This window comes from Methylobacterium sp. EM32 (assembly GCF_040593685.1).
Classification (GTDB): Bacteria; Pseudomonadota; Alphaproteobacteria; order Rhizobiales; family Beijerinckiaceae; genus Methylobacterium.
Genome location: NZ_JBEXZS010000005.1, coordinates 1 through 18,605 on the forward strand (window position 1 = coordinate 1; position 18,605 = coordinate 18,605).

The 18,605-nt window shown below is 69.4% G+C and carries 16 protein-coding genes and 1 tRNA gene; 4 read left to right on the forward strand and 13 right to left on the reverse strand.

The genetic code is table 11. The features are described 5' to 3' along the window. The coding region (locus ABZT49_RS00990) for a MucR family transcriptional regulator (RefSeq protein ID WP_355282010.1) at nt 1-140 on the forward strand (140 nt) is incomplete at its 5' end. 109 nt (nt 141-249) lie between these two features. On the opposite strand, the gene lon is transcribed toward ABZT49_RS00990, so the two are convergent. From lon to ABZT49_RS01015, 5 genes are all read right to left on the reverse strand, one after another. After that, the gene (gene lon / locus ABZT49_RS00995; protein WP_355281848.1) at nt 250-2,673 is read right to left on the reverse strand and encodes an endopeptidase La; all 2,424 of its coding nucleotides are present in this window, start codon (nt 2,671-2,673) and stop codon (nt 250-252) included. Nucleotides 2,674-2,945: 272 nt separating this feature from the next. After that, the gene (gene clpX / locus ABZT49_RS01000) at nt 2,946-4,217 is read right to left on the reverse strand and encodes an ATP-dependent Clp protease ATP-binding subunit ClpX (RefSeq protein ID WP_048445376.1); all 1,272 of its coding nucleotides are present in this window, start codon (nt 4,215-4,217) and stop codon (nt 2,946-2,948) included. 270 nt (nt 4,218-4,487) lie between these two features. Beyond that, the gene (locus ABZT49_RS01005; protein WP_048427128.1) at nt 4,488-5,117 is read right to left on the reverse strand and encodes an ATP-dependent Clp protease proteolytic subunit; all 630 of its coding nucleotides are present in this window, start codon (nt 5,115-5,117) and stop codon (nt 4,488-4,490) included. Between the two features lie 111 nt (nt 5,118-5,228). Further along, nucleotides 5,229-6,653, reverse strand: a complete 1,425-nt coding sequence (gene tig, locus ABZT49_RS01010) for a trigger factor (protein ID WP_355282013.1) — start codon at nt 6,651-6,653, stop codon at nt 5,229-5,231. A gap of 135 nt (nt 6,654-6,788) precedes the next feature. Then, nucleotides 6,789-6,873, reverse strand: a tRNA-Leu gene (locus tag ABZT49_RS01015). A 177-nt stretch (nt 6,874-7,050) separates the two neighbouring features. On the opposite strand from ABZT49_RS01015, the gene ABZT49_RS01020 reads away from it, so the two are divergent. Together ABZT49_RS01020 and ABZT49_RS01025 are read left to right on the forward strand one after the other, a co-directional pair. Next, nucleotides 7,051-8,469: a multicopper oxidase family protein gene (locus ABZT49_RS01020; RefSeq protein ID WP_355281853.1), complete on the forward strand. Its 1,419-nt coding sequence runs from the start codon at nt 7,051-7,053 to the stop codon at nt 8,467-8,469. 263 nt (nt 8,470-8,732) lie between these two features. Continuing rightward, on the forward strand, nt 8,733-9,197 hold the full coding sequence (locus ABZT49_RS01025; RefSeq protein WP_355281856.1) for a hypothetical protein: 465 nt from the start codon (nt 8,733-8,735) through the stop codon (nt 9,195-9,197). A gap of 113 nt (nt 9,198-9,310) precedes the next feature. Here ABZT49_RS01025 and rpmG read toward each other — a convergent pair whose 3' ends face one another. The 8 genes from rpmG to ABZT49_RS01065 form a co-directional block, all read right to left on the reverse strand. Further along, nucleotides 9,311-9,478, reverse strand: coding sequence for a 50S ribosomal protein L33 (gene rpmG, locus ABZT49_RS01030; protein ID WP_048427126.1), 168 nt, complete (start codon nt 9,476-9,478; stop codon nt 9,311-9,313). A 166-nt stretch (nt 9,479-9,644) separates the two neighbouring features. Then, nucleotides 9,645-10,814, reverse strand: a complete 1,170-nt coding sequence (locus ABZT49_RS01035) for an MFS transporter (RefSeq protein WP_355281861.1) — start codon at nt 10,812-10,814, stop codon at nt 9,645-9,647. A 64-nt stretch (nt 10,815-10,878) separates the two neighbouring features. Next, nucleotides 10,879-11,607 carry an NUDIX hydrolase gene (locus ABZT49_RS01040; RefSeq protein WP_355281864.1) on the reverse strand — a complete coding sequence of 243 codons (729 nt, stop codon included), beginning with the start codon at nt 11,605-11,607 and terminating at the stop codon, nt 10,879-10,881. Continuing rightward, nucleotides 11,573-12,076 (reverse strand): DUF983 domain-containing protein, encoded by a 504-nt coding sequence (locus ABZT49_RS01045; protein WP_355281866.1) that lies wholly within the window; start codon nt 12,074-12,076, stop codon nt 11,573-11,575. The genes ABZT49_RS01040 and ABZT49_RS01045 overlap by 35 nt, the downstream gene beginning before the upstream one ends. Next, entirely contained in the window at nt 12,073-14,394 is a 2,322-nt protein-coding gene (rnr, locus tag ABZT49_RS01050) for a ribonuclease R (RefSeq protein ID WP_407943418.1), read from the reverse strand. The genes ABZT49_RS01045 and rnr overlap by 4 nt, the downstream gene beginning before the upstream one ends. Before the next feature lie 104 nt (nt 14,395-14,498). Next, nucleotides 14,499-14,840, reverse strand: a complete 342-nt coding sequence (locus tag ABZT49_RS01055) for a hypothetical protein (protein ID WP_355281869.1) — start codon at nt 14,838-14,840, stop codon at nt 14,499-14,501. A 104-nt stretch (nt 14,841-14,944) separates the two neighbouring features. Next, complete coding sequence (glnA, locus tag ABZT49_RS01060; protein WP_093570408.1) at nt 14,945-16,357, reverse strand: type I glutamate--ammonia ligase; 1,413 nt, start codon at nt 16,355-16,357, stop codon at nt 14,945-14,947. Between the two features lie 100 nt (nt 16,358-16,457). Further along, nucleotides 16,458-16,796 carry a P-II family nitrogen regulator gene (locus ABZT49_RS01065; RefSeq protein ID WP_060845473.1) on the reverse strand — a complete coding sequence of 113 codons (339 nt, stop codon included), beginning with the start codon at nt 16,794-16,796 and terminating at the stop codon, nt 16,458-16,460. Nucleotides 16,797-16,998: 202 nt separating this feature from the next. Between ABZT49_RS01065 and ABZT49_RS01070 the strand changes: the two genes are divergently transcribed. Next, on the forward strand, nt 16,999-18,489 hold the full coding sequence (locus ABZT49_RS01070) for an NAD(P)H-hydrate dehydratase (protein ID WP_355281873.1): 1,491 nt from the start codon (nt 16,999-17,001) through the stop codon (nt 18,487-18,489). Nucleotides 18,490-18,605 lie beyond the last annotated feature (116 nt).

Below are 18,605 nucleotides of genomic sequence, written 5' to 3' on the forward strand. Positions count from 1 at the left end.
CGACCCGCGGGCTCACCCCCGAGGAGTACCGCCGCAAGTGGGGCCTGCCGCACGACTACCCGATGGTCGCGGCCAACTACGCCGCCCAGCGCTCCGAACTCGCCAAGAATAGCGGCCTGGGGCGCCGTCGCAGCGCCTGATAGTCAGCCCGCCATCGTCTCGGGCGAAGGGGCTTCGGTCCGAACAAAGAAAAACCCCCGGATCTCTCGATCCGGGGGTTTTTCTCATGTCAGTAGTGCGTCAGGGCGTTCAGTGCGCCACCACCCCCGAGGCATCATCGTCCGACCGGGCGGGCGAGGCTTTCGGCAGCGGCTCGTCCCAGTCGATCGCCACCGGCATGCGCACCAGCGCCCGCTCCAGAACCTGGTCCATGCGCGAGACAGGGAAAATCTCGAGCCCGTTCTTCACGCTGTCGGGAATCTCCACCAAGTCCTTGGCGTTCTCCTCCGGGATCAGCACGATCTTGATGCCGCCCCGTAGAGCCGCCAGGAGCTTCTCCTTGAGGCCGCCGATCGGCAGCACCCGGCCGCGCAGCGTCACCTCGCCGGTCATGGCGATATCGCGGCGCACCGGGATGCCGGTGATGACCGAGACGATCGCCGTCGCCATGGCGATGCCAGCCGACGGCCCGTCCTTCGGGGTCGCCCCCTCCGGCACGTGGACGTGGATGTCCCGGCGCTCGAACAGCGGCGGCTCGACGCCGAAATCGACGGCCCGCGAGCGGACGTAGGACGCCGCCGCCGAGATCGACTCCTTCATCACGTCGCGCAGGTTGCCGGTGACCGTCATCTTGCCCTTGCCGGGCATCATGACGCCTTCGATCGTGAGCAGCTCGCCCCCGACCTCGGTCCAGGCCAGACCCGTGACCACGCCGACCTGATCGTCGCTCTCGACCTCGCCATAGCGGAACTTCGCCGGGCCGAGGAAGGTGTCGAGGTTCTCGGCCGAGACCGTCACGCTCTTCACTCCCGAGATCAGGATCTCCTTCACCGCCTTGCGGATCAGGTTCGAGATCTCACGCTCCAGGTTCCGCACGCCCGCCTCGCGGGTGTAGCGGCGGATCAGGAGCATCAGGCCGTCATCGGTGATCGACCACTCCTTCGGCTCGAGGCCGTGCTTCTTCAGCGCGCCGGGCATCAGGTGCTTGCGCGCGATCTCGACCTTCTCCTCCTCGGTGTAGCCGGCGATGCGGATCACCTCCATCCGGTCCAGGAGGGCCGGCGGGATGTTGAGGGTGTTGGCCGTCGTCACGAACATCACGTTCGACAGGTCGTAATCGACCTCAAGGTAATGGTCGTTGAAGGTCGCGTTCTGCTCCGGATCCAGCACCTCGAGGAGCGCCGCCGACGGGTCGCCGCGGAAGTCCATGCCCATCTTGTCGATCTCGTCGAGCAGGATGAGCGGGTTCGAGGTCTTGGCCTTGCGCATCGACTGCACGATCTTGCCGGGCATCGAGCCGATATAGGTCCGCCGGTGACCGCGGATCTCGGCCTCGTCGCGCACGCCGCCGAGCGACATGCGGACGAACTCGCGTCCCGTGGCCTTGGCGATCGACTTGCCCAGCGAGGTCTTGCCGACGCCGGGCGGTCCGACGAGGCAGAGGATCGGGCCGGTGAGCTTGTTGGCGCGCTGCTGCACCGCCAGGTACTCGACGATCCGCTCCTTGACCTTGTCGAGGCCGAAGTGGTCGGCATCGAGCATCGCCTGCGCGCCCGGCAGGTCCTTCTTGATCTTCGAGCGCTTGCCCCACGGAATGCCGAGCATCCAGTCGAGGTAGTTGCGCACGACCGTCGCCTCGGCCGACATCGGCGACATCTGGCGCAGCTTCTTCAGCTCGGCCAGCGCCTTGTCCCGCGCCTCCTTGGACAGCTTGGTCTTCTCGATCTTGTCCTCGAGCTCGGCCAGCTCGTCGCGGCCGTCCTCGTCGCCGAGTTCCTTCTGAATGGCCTTCATCTGCTCATTCAGGTAGTACTCGCGCTGGGTCTTCTCCATCTGCCGCTTGACGCGGGTGCGGATGCGCTTCTCGACCTGCAGCACCGAGATCTCGCTCTCCATCAGCGAGAGCACGCGCTCCAGCCTTTGGGCGACGGTCGGGATCTCGAGGATCGCCTGCTTGTCGGAGATCTTGACCGCGAGGTGCGACGCGACCGTGTCGGCGAGCTTCGAGGGCTCGTCGATCTGGATCACCGCCGAGACCACCTCGGGCGAGATCTTCTTGTTGAGCTTGACGTAGTTCTCGAACTCCGAGATCACCGAGCGGGCGAGCGCCTCGGCCTCGATCTTGTCGCCGAGATCGTTCGGCAGCACCTCGGCGTCGGCGGCGTAGTACTCGTCCGAGCGGACGAAATCCTGGATCTTGGCCCGGCCGCCGCCCTCCACCAGCACCTTCACGGTGCCGTCGGGGAGCTTGAGCAGCTGCAGGACGCTCGCCAGGGTGCCGATGGTGTAGATCGCGTCGGTGGCCGGGTCGTCGTCGGTGGCGTTGACCTGGGTTGCGAGCAGGATGTGACGGTCGGTGCGCACCGCCTCCTCGAGGGCCCGGATCGACTTCTCGCGGCCGACGAAGAGCGGCACGATCATGTGCGGGAAGACCACGATGTCGCGCAGCGGCAGGACCGCGTAGGTCCCGCTCGTGCCGGGGACGACGGGCTGGCGCGATTTCGGCTGGGTCATTGACTGACTTCCTTGTGTGGTGACGCCCAGATCCCTCCCCTCATGGAAGGGGAAAGCAGGAGGAACGCTGGGGGCCGACCGGGCCGCGGGGGTCGGAAACGAGAGAGCGGCCGGGTCGCGGCACCGCACCTCGATTCGGTGAGCATGCGGCCGCCGCGTTGACTCTCAGGTGGCTCCTTCGGGCGCCGCTTTCAAGCACCATGCCACCCGGCCGCATCCGGGCCACTCTCACAACAAAGGCCGCCGTTTTCGCGGCGGCCTCCAGGTCACAATCAGGCGCTGGCGCTCGCCGGCGCGTCCTTGCCGCGGTCGCCATGGATGTAGAGCGGCCGCGACTTGCCGTCGACGACCTCCGGCCCGATCACTACCTGTTCGACCGAGTCGAGGCCGGGCAGGTCGTACATCGTCTCGAGCAGGATGCTCTCAAGGATCGAGCGCAGGCCGCGGGCGCCGGTCTTGCGCTCGATCGCCTTGCGGGCGACGAGGCTCAGCGCCTCCTCCTGGAACGTCAGGTCGACGTTCTCCATCTCGAACAGGCGCTGGTACTGCTTGACCAGCGCGTTCTTCGGCTCTTGCAGAATCCGCTTCAGCGCGGTCTCGTCGAGGTCCTCAAGGGTCGCCAGGACCGGGAGACGGCCGACGAATTCGGGGATCAGGCCGAACTTCAGCAGGTCCTCGGGCTCGACGTTCCGGAAGATCTCGCCGGTGCGACGGTCGTCCGGGGCCTGGACGGTGGCGCCGAAGCCGATCGAGGTGCCCTTGCCGCGGGCCGAGATGATCCGCTCCAGCCCCGCGAAGGCGCCGCCGCAGATGAACAGGATGTTGGTCGTGTCGACCTGCAGGAATTCCTGCTGCGGATGCTTGCGCCCGCCCTGCGGCGGCACACTGGCGACCGTACCCTCCATGATCTTCAGGAGGGCCTGCTGCACGCCTTCGCCCGACACGTCGCGGGTGATCGACGGGTTGTCCGACTTGCGCGAGATCTTGTCGATCTCGTCGATGTAGACGATGCCGCGCTGCGCCCGCTCGACGTTGTAATCGGACGCCTGGAGCAGCTTGAGGATGATGTTCTCGACGTCCTCGCCGACGTAACCGGCCTCGGTCAGCGTCGTGGCGTCGGCCATCGTGAACGGCACGTCGAGGATGCGCGCCAGGGTCTGGGCCAGAAGCGTCTTGCCCGACCCGGTCGGGCCGATCAGCAGGATGTTGGACTTCGCCAGCTCGACGTCGTTGTGCTTGGTCGCGTGCGCCAGGCGCTTGTAGTGGTTGTGCACAGCCACCGACAGGACCTTCTTGGCAAAGTCCTGCCCGATGACGTAGTCATCCAGAACCCGCCGAATCTCCTTCGGGGTCGGTACGCCGTCCCGCGACTTCACCAGCGAGGACTTCGACTCCTCACGAATGATGTCCATGCACAGCTCGACGCACTCATCGCAGATGAAGACGGTCGGGCCCGCGATCAGCTTGCGAACCTCGTGCTGGCTCTTGCCGCAGAACGAGCAGTACAGCGTGCTCTTCGAGTCGTTGCCGCCAGCCTTGCTCATATGGGTCTCCAAGTCCCCGATCGGTCCCGCCCCGGGGGCACGACCGCATCGCTTTTAGATAGTGGCGCCCGGCTAAAGAAACAGTCACCGCCCCCCGCGCGCCGAGCGCCCGACGCAGAATCGCGATGCAACCACGCGGCCACCGCCGGATCAATCCCACGGATGCGACAGGCTTCCGCCAAATGGCCGCATCGGGGATCCGCCTTCCGGAGCGGTGACCTCCCGCCGGACGGTTCCGCATGCGGAACCGTCCGGCGGGAGACCCTGTCGTCAGGCCTGCGCCGGGGCCTCGGCCCGCTTCTGGAGCACCTCGTCGATCAGGCCCCACTCCTTGGCCGCGTCGGCGGTCATGAAGTTGTCGCGCTCCAGGCCCTGCTCGATCGCCTCGTACTCACGGCCGGTGTGCTTCACGTAGATCTCGTTGAGGCGACGCTTCAGGGCCTCGATCTCGCGGGCGTGGATGAGGATGTCGGTGGCCTGGCCCTGGAAGCCGCCGGAGGGCTGGTGCACCATGATCCGGGCGTTCGGCAGGGCGAAGCGGTGGCCGGCCTCGCCGGCGGCCAGCAGCAGCGAGCCCATCGAGGCGGCCTGGCCGACGCAGAGCGTGGCGACCGGGCAGCGGATGAACTGCATCGTGTCGTAGATCGACAGGCCGGAGGTGACCACGCCGCCCGGCGAGTTGATGTAGAAGGAGATTTCCTTCTTCGGATTCTCCGCCTCGAGGAACAGCAGCTGCGCCACGATCAGCGACGCGGAATAGTCCTCGACCGGGCCGGTCAGGAAGATGATGCGCTCGCGCAACAGGCGCGAATAAATGTCGAAGGCGCGTTCGCCGCGACTCGACTGCTCGACCACCATCGGGACGAGCGCGCTGTTGTAATAGTCGACCGGATCTCTCATCTCAGTGGCCCTCTGAACGGAACCCGGCCGCCTCGGGGCGGCCGGGGTAGCGGCGGAAACGAACGACCTCGCAGGCCCCGTCCCCGCCGCCCGTTCGGGGCCGGACGAGGATCAGGCCGGGTTGGACTCACCCGCGGGAGCAGCCTCGGCCGTCTCGGCCTTGGGCGATTCGCCCTTGCTGCCGTCCTCGGCGTCGTCCTCGTCGGCGAACAGCGCCTCCTTGGAGACGGGCTCCTCGACCAGTTTGACCTGACCGAGGACGTGGTCAACCACCTTCTCCTCGAACAGCGGGGCACGCAGCTCGGCGAGCGCCTGCGGGGTCTTGCGGTAGAAATCCCAGACCTGCTGCTCCTGGCCGGGGAACTGACGGACGCGGGCGATCAGGGCCTGATTCACCTCGTCGTCCGAGACCTTGATATCGGCGCTCTCGCCGGCCTGCGCAAGCACCAGACCGAGGCGCACGCGGCGCTCGGCGATCCGGCGGTACTCCTCGCGCGCCTTCTCCTCCGTGGTGTCCTCGTCCTCGAAGGTCTTGCCGCGGTTCTTCAGGTCCTGCTCGACCTGGGCCCATACGGCGGCGAATTCCTGGTGGACGAGGCTCGGGGGCAGCTCGAAGGAGTAGCGGCTGTCGAGGGCGTCGAGCAGGCCCTTCTTCAGCTTCTGGCGCGAGGCCGCCTCGTATTCGCGGCCCATGGTGGTGCGCACGGCGTCCTTGAGGGCGTCGAGCGAGTCCATGCCGAAATTCTTGGCGAGCTCGTCGTCGATCGTCAGCTCACCCGGGGACTGGATGGCCTTCACGGTCACGTCGAACTCGGCCTCCTTGCCGGCGAGGTGCGCGGCGCCGTAATTCTCCGGGAAGGTGACCTTGACCAGGCGCTCGTCGCCGACCTTGGCGCCGAGGAGTTGGTCCTCGAAGCCCGGGATGAAGGTGTTCGAGCCGAGGTCGAGGTTGATGTCCTCGCCGGTGCCGCCCTCGAACGGGGTGCCGTCGATCCGGCCGGTGAAGTTGATGGTCAAGCGGTCACCCGACTCGGCGTACTGCCCCTCGGGACGATCCGTGAACGGGCGGTTGGCCGAGGCCATCCGCTCGATCGTCTCGTTGACTTCCTCGTCGGAGGGGGTGACGACCTGCTTGGTCAGGCTCACATCCGAGAGGTCGACGAGGTCGAAGCTCGGCATCACCTCGAGGGCGACCTTGAACGAGAGATCGCCCTTGGCGTCGAGCGCCTTCTCGATCTCGTCCTTGTCCTCGGGCATCTGGACCTGGGGCTCGAGCGCGAGCTTGAGCTTGTTGTCCTCGACGATCTTCTGGTTGGCCTCGGTGACGGCGTTCTGGACGACGTCGGCCATCACGGAGCGGCCATAGACCTTGCGCAGGTGGGCGACCGGCACCTTGCCCGGGCGGAAGCCCTTGATCTGCACCTTGCCCTTGATCCCGTCGAGCTCGGTCGCCAGCCGGCTCTCCAGCTCGGCCGCGGGCAGGACCACCTGGAATTCGCGCTTGAGCCCCTCGGCCTTGGTCTCGGTCACCTGCATCGTCGTCATTCCGCCTTGCACCTTCGAATCCGGCTTGGCCGCGGGCCCGGACGGCGGCTGCCGTGCGACGGGACCGTCAGGACAAGGAGCCGGCCCTGCTGCTTGAACCCAATCCGTCGTGTCGCCTGGCGGAGGTGGTGCGGGCGGAGGGGCTCGAACCCCCACGACTCTCGTCACTGGAACCTAAATCCAGCGCGTCTACCAATTCCGCCACGCCCGCGACGCTCGCGCCCGAGGCCATACGCGCCCGGGCGCGGCTCTATAGCATGGTGTATCGGCCACGCAGCAAGAATTTTAGGCCACGCCTCGCCCCGCGCCGGCAGCCCGGCTACAAGGCGGGTCCGCCCGGGGACCGCTCGTGCCCGAAGCGAAAACGATCGCCGTTCAGCGAGGTGCCATGCCGTCGTCCCTGCCGCCCTCGCGCCGCGCGCTGCTCGCCGGCGCCGCCCTCTCCCTCGCGCCGGCGCTCGCCCGGGCGCAGGGCGGCACGCCTTCCCAGCCGGCGCCGGGAGCGGCGGAGGGCAAGCGCCTGACGGCCCTCCCCGCCAGGGCGCGGATCAAGCCGGAGCCGGCGCCCGAGACCCCGGTCTGGGCCTTCGACGGACAAGCGGCGCCGCCGGTCTTGCGCGTCAAGTTCGGCGAGGCCGTCCGCCTGCGGCTGGAGAACAAGACCGAGCGGCCGCTGTCGCTCCACTGGCACGGGGTGCGCAACCGCAACGCCATGGACGGGGTCGGCGGGGTCACCCAGAGCCCGGTCGCGCCGGGGGCGAGCTTCCTCTACGAGTTCACCCCGCCGGATGCCGGCACCTTCCTGATCCGCCCGCTCGTCGTCGGCGGGTCGAGCGAGCCCGCCGGGCGGGGGCTCGCCGGCCTCCTGGTGGCCGAGGAGGCGAAGGCCCCGGTCGTCGACCGCGACGTGCCGCTGATCCTGCAGGATTGGCGCCTGGAGGCCGACGGGACGCTCGCGCCCTTCGGGCAGGTCGCCTTCGCGGCGAGTTCCGGCCGGCTCGGCAACGCGCTCACCGTCAACGGCAAGCCGGCGCCGGAGGTGATCGAGGCCGCACCCGGCACCCGGTTGCGGCTTCGCCTCGCCAATGCCTGCAACGCCCGGGCGACCCGGATCCGCTTCGACGGCCTCAAGGCCTGGGTGGCGGCGGTGGACGGGCAGCCAACCGACACCTTCGAGCCCCTGCGGGCCACCCTCCCCTTCCAGCCCGGCACCCGCTACGACATCCTCCTCGACGTGCCGGCAGCCTCCGAGCCGGCGGGCGCCGTGGTGGCGCTGATCGGGCCGGGCATGCCCCTCGCCCGCATCGTCGCGAAGGGCGAGCCGGTCGCCGCCCGGCCCGCCGTGGCGCCGATCGGCGAGAACAAGCTGCTGCCGCCGGAGATCAAGCTGCAGAACGCCTTCCGGCGCGACATCGCCATCGCGGGCGGCGCGGTGTTCGACAAGGGAAAGCCCGAGGCGGCCCCCAGCTTCACCGGCGACCCGACACGGATCTGGACGCTGAACGGCGCCGCCGGCCGGGCGGAGAACCCGCCCCTGTTCTCGGTCAAGCGCAACACGGCGGTGGTGCTGGCGATCACCAACACGACCGCCTTTCCGCAATCGCTGCACCTGCACGGCCACGTCTTCCGGCTGCTGCACCCCCTCGACGACGGCTGGGAGCCCTACTGGCTCGACACCTTCCAGCTGCTAGAGGGCCGCACCGCCCGCATCGCGTTCCTGGCCGACAATCCCGGCCGCTGGTTGTTGAGCGCGACGGTTCTGGAGCGGTTCGATACCGGCCTGTGGGGCTGGTTCGAGGTGAGCTGAGAGCCTGCCCGGGCCGGCTCCTCGCCGGCCCGAAACTGCGTCCGGCGGTCGCAGGTCGGCCACCGGATGAACGAAGGCCACGCTCGCGGCGATGTATTCAAGTCCTTGCCGGCACCCGTTTTACCGGCGCTTGCTCCGAGCTTGGCAGCAATTCGATCAAGAGAATGTGTTAACGTGGGCCAATGCATCGGCGGGATGCTTGGAGCATGCTGGCGCACCCGCAGCGCAAAAATGGGCTGCAGCGCATCGATGAGGTTCCCAGCATGGAACATCAGCCGCTTCGCCACATCCGTGACATCGCCGACGTCGAGACGATCCCGGCCCTGCTCGAAGGGCGCCGGGCCCGGCTTGAGCGCTTCGCCGAGATCCTCGAACGCGATCCGGGCCGCAGCTTCATCACCCTGGAGGAGATCGAGTTCGTGCCCCGCAAGCAGCGGGCGGCGATCCGGGCCGACAACTCGCCGCTCGCCTTCGCCTATGCCGACCCGGTCCTGCGGGCGAGCGGGCTTTCCGGCGACACCTTCGGGGAAGCGCGCAGCTTCTTCGAATTGAGCACCGGCGAGGCCCACAACCTGCTCTGCTCGTGCGTGAACGGGCGCACCGTCAAGGCCGGGCCGACCGCCAAGCGCTTGCGCCGCCTCGCCACCCGTCGGCCCGGCCTGTGGCTCGCCTATGGCTGCGCCGCCGGCTTCGTCGCCCTGCCGGGGGCGATGTACCTGTTCGGCTAAAGCGCAGCCACAACGGAAAAAGGCCGCCCTTCGCAGGCGGCCTTTTTCATGCTGCACAACGCAGCCCTCGGGACCAATCGATCCCGCGCAGGATCGTCAGATCCTGCACAAGATCACTTGATCTTGGTCTCCTTGAACTCGACGTGCTTGCGCGCGATCGGGTCGTACTTCTTGAACGACAGCTTGTCGGTCTTCGTCCGCGAGTTCTTCTTCGTGACGTAGAAGTAGCCGGTATCGGCGGTCGAGAGCAGCTTGATCTTGATGGTGACGGCCTTGGCCATGGCGCGACCTCTTCTGGATGATGGGTGTTGCGCCCGGAGGACCGAAACGCAAAACGGCCGGGCAGGCCCGGCCAGAACGCGGCGCCTTCCTGCCCCATCGCCTCCCGGGCGTCAAGCCCGGGCGACCGTGGGCCGCGGTCCAGAGGCTGAGGTCCAAGGGCTGAGGTCAAGGCGCAGCCCGGACCATCCGCCCGCCAACCACCGCAAGATAGGCGACGAACAGCAGCGCCAGCGACCAGGCGAAGCCGTGCGGCGAGGCGAGGTCCATGCCACCGCCGACCAGCGGCGGTCCCAGCACCAGTCCGATATTGTAGAGCACCAGGAAGGCCGCGTTGGCCCCGGCGAGCGCCGCGCCGTCGAAGCGGGCGCCGAGATGCGCGAGCCCAACGGTGTAGAGCGTGCCGGCGATGCCGCCCCAGGCGAACAGGATCGCGGCAAGCAACCAGGGATCCTCGGCCCCGAGCGGCAGGGCGGCGGCCCCGACCGCGCCGAGGAAGGCGGCGGCGAGCAGCACCCGGCGCTTGTCGACCTTGTCGGCGAGGAGGCCCACGGGAATCTGGAACAGCACGTTGCCGAGCGCCGCGAGGCTGACGAGACCCGCCGCCTGCTCCGCGGTGAGGCCGAGCCGTAACCCGTAGATCGGCAGGATGGCGAAGCCCCCGGTCTCGACCGCGCCGTAGACGAGGGCCGCCAGCGTCGCCGAGGGCGCGACCCGCAGATAGCCGAGGAAGCCCCGCCCGCCCTTGTGCGGGATTTCCGGCGAGAGCCCACGGGCCATGACGAGGGGCAAAGCCCCGGCGCAGAACAGGGCCGCGCCGGCGAGATAGGGTGCCCAGCCGGTGGTGCCGAGGACGCGCAGCAGGCCCGGGCCGATGGCGAAGCCGAGGGCCAGCACCGTGGCGTAGACCCCCATCACCAGGCCGCGCCGCGCCGGCGGCGCCGCCTGGTTGATCCAGAATTCGGAGAGGACGAACAGCACGCCGAGCGCCGCCGAGAACACGAAACGCAGCGGGAACCACCAGGCGAAATCATGGATCGCCCGGAAGCCGAGGAGCGCCAGCGCCCCGACCGCGATGGCGCCGAGCAGCAGCGGCATCACGCCGAGGCGCGCCGCCACCCGCGGCACGAAGGGCAGGACGACGATGCTCGCCACCCCGGCGATCGCCGTGTTGACGCCGATCCAGGTGTTGGACAGGCCCATCCGCTCCATCTCGAGCGAGAGCAGCGGGATCGACAGGCTGAGCCCGATGCCGACCACCGCCACGCAGGCGATGGCGGCCGCGATGGCCGCGAGGCGCGCCGCGTCGAACTCGGAAGCGGGGGTGGTGGGGGTCATGATGGGGCCGGCCGTGAGGGCCGGCCCGTATGGAACACGCGGGCTCGGAAGGCCACCCCTGCCGTTACAGCTCTTCGCGCGTATGCTCGCCGTCGACATCGCGAAAGAACGGCACCGGCAGCATCGGGCTGAACCCCGCCGCGAGCCGCGCCTCCAGCTCGTCGAGCACGATTCCGGTGATGCGCGGCAAGTCGAGCTTGCGCGCCGCCGCGAGATCGACCCAGGCGAGCTCGGTCAGTTCCGAATCGGGACCGACGACGCCGGGGGTCTCGGCCACCACCGCCTCGCGGTCGACGGCGAAGAAGCGGGTGTCGAAGCGCTTGGGCCGGGAAGGCGGGGTGATCGCCCGGGCGACGAATTGCAGCAATTCGAGGTCGGGCATCACCCCGGCCTCGCGGAAGGCAGACCAGGCGCCGGGCGGGGCCGTCTCCGGCGGGCCGTAATCGAGGGAGCCGATCATCAGCCCGGTCTCCTCGTAGGTCTCGCGGATCGCCGCCAGCGCCAGCACCCGGCCGAGATGGAACAGCGGCGGGTGGACCCGCTCGGCCAGGGCGGCTTCAGCGCGGTCGTTGAGGGTGCCGGCCACCGGCATCGAGCGGTCGCCGAGCTCGATCCGGCCGCCGGGGAACACGAACAGGCCGGGCATGAACTTGTGGCCGGCATGCCGCCGGCCCATCAGCACCTTCGGCGCGTCGCCGGAGCGGTCGAGGATGATCAGCGTCGCGGCGTTGCGGATCCGCAGCGGCCGCGTCTTCCGCTCAGGAGCCGATGCTCCGTCCGTCGGTCCTGCCATCCCGCGTCTCCGTCTCAACCTCGGCCGGACCGTCCTTGGCCCGAGCCTGGGCGCGGCGTATCGCGGAAAAGCCGTGCATGCCAAGGGCATATTGCAGCCCGACCACCGCCCCCTTGGTCGGCTGGAGCAGCGCGAGCGAGGCGATCAGCGCCAGGCCGGGCCAGAAGGTCATCTGAAACCACAGCGGCACATCGAGGCGCATCTCGGTCTCGAGGATCCCGATGCCGGCGAGATGGCCGACGACGAAGATGACGAGGTAGGGCGGCAGGTCGTCGGCGCGGTGGTGGTGCAGCTCGGTCCCGCAGGCCTCGCAGGTCTCCCGCACCTTGAGGAAACGGCCGAACAGCCGGCCCTCACCGCAATGCGGGCAGCGATTGCGAAAACCCCGCCACATCGCCAGCGCCCAGGAGGGAGCCGTGCCCGAAGGGGCGGCGGGCTCGGCGGCGGGGCCGGCGTGGATCTCGATCATGCGCGTCTCCCGCGGCGCTTGGTCAGGCTGTCCCGGTTCGGCGGGGCGGGCCGGCCCCGGCGCGGGCCGCCGCGGGCCGGGCCGGGGGCAGACACCCGGCCACCGCCGGCGATCGCGAAGCGCAGGGCGCCTGCCACCGGCGCGGCCTCCATCAGCTCCACCTCGACCTTGTCGCCGAGGCGGAAGGTCTGGCGGGTGCGCTCGCCGACGAGGGCGTGGCGGCCCTCCTCGTGGCGAAAATACTCGGCGCCAAGCGTCGATATCGGCACGAATCCGTCGGCGCCGGTCTCGTCGAGCTTGATGAACAACCCCGAGCGGGTCACGCCGGAGACCTGGCCGGAGAAGGTCGCGCCGACCCGGTCGGCGAGATGGTGAGCAATCAGACGGTCGATCGTCTCGCGCTCCGCCGCCATGGCACGGCGCTCGGCGGCCGAGATCTGCTGACCGATCTGAGCCAGGTCCCCGCCCTCCATGTCCGGCGGCAGGCCGTCGGCGCCGAGGCGCAGCGCCCGGATCAGGGCGCGGTGCACGATGAGGTCGGCGTAGCGCCGGATCGGCGAGGTGAAGTGGGCGTAGCGGCGAAGCGCCAGGCCGAAATGCCCGGCATTGTCCGAGGCGTAGACCGCTTGCGCCTGCGAGCGTAGCACCACCTCGTTGAGGAAGAGCTGGTGCTCGCTGCCCTCGACCATGCCGAGGATGCGGTTGAACAGAGCGGGCCGGAGGTTGGCCTCCTTCGGCAGCTTCAGGCCGATCGAGGCCATGACCTCGCCGAGGGCCCGCATCTTCTCCAGAGAGGGCTCGTCGTGGACGCGGTAGATCAGCGGCTGGCTCTTCGCCTCCAGGATCTCGGCCGCCGCGACGTTGGCCTGGATCATGAACTCCTCGATCAGCCGGTGCGCCTCCAGGCGCTCCGGCACGATCACCCGGTCGACCCCGCCCTCGGCGTTGAGGATCACCTTGCGCTCGGGCAGGTCGAGGGCGAGCGGTCCCCGTGCGTCGCGAGCCGCGGCGAGCACCCGGTAGGCATCCCAGAGCGGGCGGAGCACCGGCTCCAGGATCGGGCCCGTCACCTCGTCGGGCCGGCCGTCGATCGCGGCTTGCGCCTGCGCGTAGGCGAGCTTCGCGCTCGAGCGCATCATCACGCGGTGGACGCTGTGGCGCAGCTTGCGGCCCTCCGCCGTCACGGTCATGCGGATTGCGAGCGCCGGCCGGTCCTGGCCGGGGCGCAGGGAGCAGAGGTCGTTCGAGATCCGCTCGGGCAGCATCGGCACCACCCGGTCGGGGAAGTAGACCGAGTTGCCGCGCACCAGCGCCTCGCGGTCGAGGGCGGTGCCGGGCCGGACATAGGCCGCGACATCGGCGATCGCCACCGTGACGACGAACCCGCCCGGATTGGTCGGATCGGGATCCGGCACCGCCATCACGGCGTCGTCGTGGTCCTTGGCATCCGGCGGATCGATGGTGACGAGGGGCAGGTCGCGCCAATCCTCACGACCCTCGAGATCGACCTCGCGGGCAGATTCGGCCTCCGCCAGCACCTCGCGCGGGAAGACGTGCGGGATGCCGTGGGCGTGGATGGCGATCAGGCTGACCGCCTTCTCGGAGCCGAGGCTGCCGAGGCGCTCCTTGACGCGGCCCTGCGTCAGCCCGAACCGGTCCTCGCGGCCGAGGGTCACGGTGACGAGGTCGCCGTCCAGCGCCTCGCCCTCCCCGCCCGGCGGCACCGCGATCTCGCGGCCTTGCGCCTTCTTGTCGACGGGCACGATCCGCCCGCCGCCGGTCGGCAGCGCCCGGAACACGCCGAGCGTCTCGGCCTTGTTGCGGCCGATCACCTTGATGACCCGGCCGAGATAGCGCCCGGGCGTGTCACCGTCGGGCTCGATCTTCAGGAGCGCCCGGTCGCCGGTACCGGGGGCCGGCCCGTCGGCGCGGCGCCCGCGCGGCATCAGCACGGTGATGAGAGGAGCGGGCCCGGCCTCCGGATCCCAGTTCGCCGGCCGCGCGACCAGCTCGCCGTCGCGGTCGCGACGGGTGTCGATGTCGGCGACGACGACCGGCGGCAGGCGTCCGGCCTTGCGCAGGCCGGCGCGGTCTTTCTCGATCGCGCCGTCCTCCTGCATCTCCTTGAGCAGGCGCTTCAGCTCGATCTTGTCCGCGCCCTTGATGCCGAAGGCCTGGGCGATCTCGCGCTTGCCGACCTTCTGGGGCGAGTCCTCGATGAAGGCGAGCACGGCCTCGCGGGTGGGCAGGACGGCGTGCGCCGGCTTCGGAAGGATGCCCTTGGGGTGAGTGCCCTTGGGATGAATGCGCTTGGCCAACAGCTCGACTCGGGGAGGACGTGCAAGACGACCCCGGCCGGCGGCCAGGGACTCTGCTTCATAATATGGGATGCGCCGGGGGACCGAGCAACGCCGGCCGCCGTTCAACCGGTGGACGCCGACTTGCGCACCCGGTCGATGGCGGCGTCGACGTCGAAGCCGGGGCCTGTCAGGTCGTCGAGGGGGAGGGGGCAGGATTGCGGCATCGTGAGCGAGACCTGCGTCTCGTCCGGCCGCAGGTCCGGCGCCTCAGCCTCGCGGACGGCCAGCGTCCAGATCCCGTCGAGCTTGAGGGCGGAGAGGTCCTGGCCCCCGAGGCGTCCGTGCAGGTCCACCGCCTCGCGGCGCCAAGCGGCGGTGCGGGCCTCGTCGGCGATCAGCGCGGACTTGACCAGGGTGGCGAGGAGCGTGCGCAGGGTCACGGCGGGGGAGGTCGGATCGGTCATCGGGGCTTCGGACTGTCTCGCGGCCGTGCCGCAAGCCCGATGCCAAAAAAGGAGGGGGCCGGATCGCTCCGGCCCCCCTGTCTCTTGCTCGCAGCGCGTCCGGCTCAGAGCGAGTAGTAGTTCACGAACTCGATCGGGTGCGGGGTCATCTCGTACCGCATCACCTCGGTCATCTTCAGCTCGATGAACGAGTCGATGAAGTCGTCGTTGAACACGCCGCCGGCCTTGAGGAACTCGCGATCGGCGTCGAGGCTGTTGAGCGCCTCACGGAGCGAGCCGCACACGGTCGGGATCTCCTTGAGCTCCGCCGGGGGCAGGTCGTAGAGATCCTTGTCCATGGCCGGACCGGGATCGATCTTGTTGTTGATGCCGTCGACGCCGGCCATCAGCATGGCGGCGAAGGCGAGGTAGGGATTCGCCATCGGATCGGGGAAGCGGACCTCGACGCGCTTGGCTTTCGGCGAGGTCGTCCACGGAATCCGGCACGAGGCCGAGCGGTTGCGGGCCGAGTAGGCCAACAGCACCGGCGCCTCGTAGCCCGGGACCAGGCGCTTGTAGGAGTTGGTCGACGGGTTGGTGAAGGCGTTGAGCGCCTTGGCGTGCTTGATGATGCCGCCGATGTACCACAGGCACTCTTGGCTGAGGTCGGCGTACTTGTTGCCGGCGAAGACCGGCTTGCCGTCCTTCCAGATCGACTGGTGGACGTGCATGCCCGAGCCGTTGTCGCCGTAGACCGGCTTCGGCATGAAGGTCGCCGTCTTGCCGTAGCTCTGGGCGACGTTGTGGATGCAGTACTTGTAGATCTGCATCTGGTCACCCATCAGGGTGAGCGTGTCGAACTTCATGCCCAGCTCGTGCTGAGCGGACGCGACCTCGTGGTGGTGCTTCTCGACCTTGACGCCCATGGACTGCATGGCGGCGAGCATCTCGCCGCGCATGTCCTGGGCCGAATCCTGCGGCGGGACCGGGAAGTAGCCGCCCTTGATCTGGACGCGGTGGCCGAGGTTGCCGCCCTCGTACTCGGTCTGGCCGTTGATCGGCAGCTCAACCGAATCCAGCTTGAAGCCGGTGTGATACGGGTCGGCGGAGAAGCGCACGTCGTCGAAGACGAAGAACTCGGCCTCGGGGCCGACGAAGATGGTGTCGCCGATGCCGCTCGCCTTGACGAAGGCCTCGGCCTTCTTGGCGATGCCGCGCGGATCGCGGCCGTAGGGCTCGCCGGTGACTGGCTCGAGCACGTCGCAGACGATCGACATGGTCGAGGCCGAGAAGAACGGATCCATGCAGGCCGTCGCCGGGTCCGGCATCAGCAGCATGTCGGACTCGTTGATCGCCTTCCAGCCGGCGATCGACGAACCGTCGAACATCGTGCCCTCGGCGAAGATGTCCTCGTCGACCAGCGACACGTCGAAGGTGACGTGCTGCCACTTGCCCCGCGGATCGGTGAAGCGGAAGTCGACGTACTTGACGTCGTTTTCCTTGATTTCCTTGAGGACGTCCGTCGCGGTCTTAGACATTCTCGTCTGATCCCTTCCTAGAACGGGGTTTTGGCCGCCATGAAGCCGCGGTCCTGGGGGTCAGGCCGCGGTTTTCGTCGCTGCAGAGAAGGCCGTACCGTCAGATCGCGTCCTGGCCGGTCTCGCCGGTGCGGATGCGGATCGCTTCCTCGATCGAGGAGACGAAGATCTTGCCGTCGCCGATGCGGCCGGTCTGGGCCGACTTGCGTATCGCCTCGACGGCGCCGTCCACCAGCGTGTCGGGCAGCACGATCTCCAGCTTCACCTTGGGCAGGAAGTCGACCACGTACTCGGCGCCCCGGTAGAGCTCGGTATGGCCCTTCTGGCGGCCGAAGCCCTTGGCCTCGATCACCGTGATGCCCTGGAGGCCGACTTCCTGCAGCGCCTCCTTCACCTCGTCGAGCTTGAAGGGCTTGATGATCGCTTCGATCTTCTTCATGCCGGGCGGGCCTGGTCTGCAACGGTTCCGGCGGCATTCCTAGCATCGCGCCGCGCTGACCGCCACGGGGGATTTCCCGAGAGCGGACCGGGAATGCCTAATCGATAAGCAATCGCTGCGCGTTTGTTGCGCAATCCGCCGTTCTCAAGCCCGGTGCCGCGGCAAGGCTGCCACGCCCGGGCGCTTCTCGGAGTATGATGCGATGGCCGGGACCGAGCTGCTCACCACCGACGAGATGCGGCGGGCGGATGCCGCAACGATCCATGCCGGAACGCCGGGCCTGACGCTGATGCACCGCGCCGGCGAGGCGGTCGCCGACCGGGCCCGGGCGCTCGCGGGTGACGGCCGGATCCTGGTCCTGTGCGGGCCGGGCAACAACGGCGGCGACGGGTTCGTGGCGGCCAGGCTGCTGGTCGAGGCGGGCCTCGCGGTCGAGGTGGCGCTGCTCGGCGCGTGCGACGCGCTCCAGGGCGATGCGGCGGCCGCTGCGGCCGAGTGGACGGGCCCGGTGACGGAGGCCGCCGCCGCCGAGCCCGCGGGCGTCGCGCTCGTGATCGACGCGCTGTTCGGCGCGGGCCTGTCCCGGCCGCTCGACGGCGACGCCGCGGCACTCGTCGAGCGGGTCAACGCGGCCGGCGTCCCGGTGCTCGCCGTCGACGTGCCGTCGGGCCTCGACGGCGATACGGGGACTGCGCGCGGTCCCGTCGTGGCGGCGACCGAGACCGTCACCTTCGTGCGGCGCAAACCCGGCCACCTGCTGCTGCCCGGTCGGCGCCTGTGCGGCCCGGTGACGGTCGCGGAGATCGGCGTCCCGGACGCCATCGTGGCGGAGATCGCGCCGCAGGCCCACGTCAACGGTCCCGGCCTCTGGGGCGCCGCCGTCCCGCGCCTCGCCGAGGACAGCCACAAATACACCCGCGGCCACGCGGTGGTGCTGTCGGGCCCCGCGCACCGCACCGGCGCGGCGCGGCTCGCCGCCCGCGGCGCGTTGCGCATCGGCGCCGGCCTCGTCACCGTGCTGTCGCCGACGCCGGCTTTGCCCGAGAACGCCGCCCAGCTCACCGCGATCATGCTCCGCCCCTGCGACGGGGCCGACGACCTCGACGACGCCCTCACCGACGAGCGCCTGAACGCGATCGTCGCCGGGCCCGGCCTCGGCACCGGCGCCCCGACCCGCGACCTCGTGCGGGTCGCCGCGGAGGCCGGCCGCGGCCTCGTCCTCGACGCCGACGCCCTGACGAGCTTTTCCGGCAAGGCGGACGAGCTCGCGGAGATGATCGCGGCGGGCGGGGCACAGGCGGTCGCGACCCCGCACGAGGGCGAGTTCGCACGCCTGTTCCGGGGCGTGACGGCGGTGCCGACCGAGGGCTCGAAGCTCGCTCGGGCGCGCGCCGCCGCGGCCCATCTCGACGCGGTCGTGGTGCTGAAGGGCCCCGACACGGTGATCGCCGCACCGGACGGCCGCGCCGCCATCAACCCCAATGGCACGCCCTGGCTCGGCACCGCCGGCAGCGGCGACGTGCTGTGCGGCTTCATCGGTGGATTGCTGGCCCAGGGGATGGCGCCCTTCGAGGCCGCCGCCGCCGCGGTCTGGCTCCACGCCGCGGCCGCGCGCCGACACGGGCCGGGGCTGATCGCGGAGGATCTGCCGGAGATGATGCCGGGAGTGCTGGGGGAGATGCTGGCGGGGTGAGGAGCCGCCCCCGGTTGCCCAACCCCGATGTCATCCCGGGGCTCGCCAACGGCGAGAACCCGGGATCCATAACCGCTGATGCCTGAGGATGAAGCGGTTTGCGTCCCGCCTGAGCC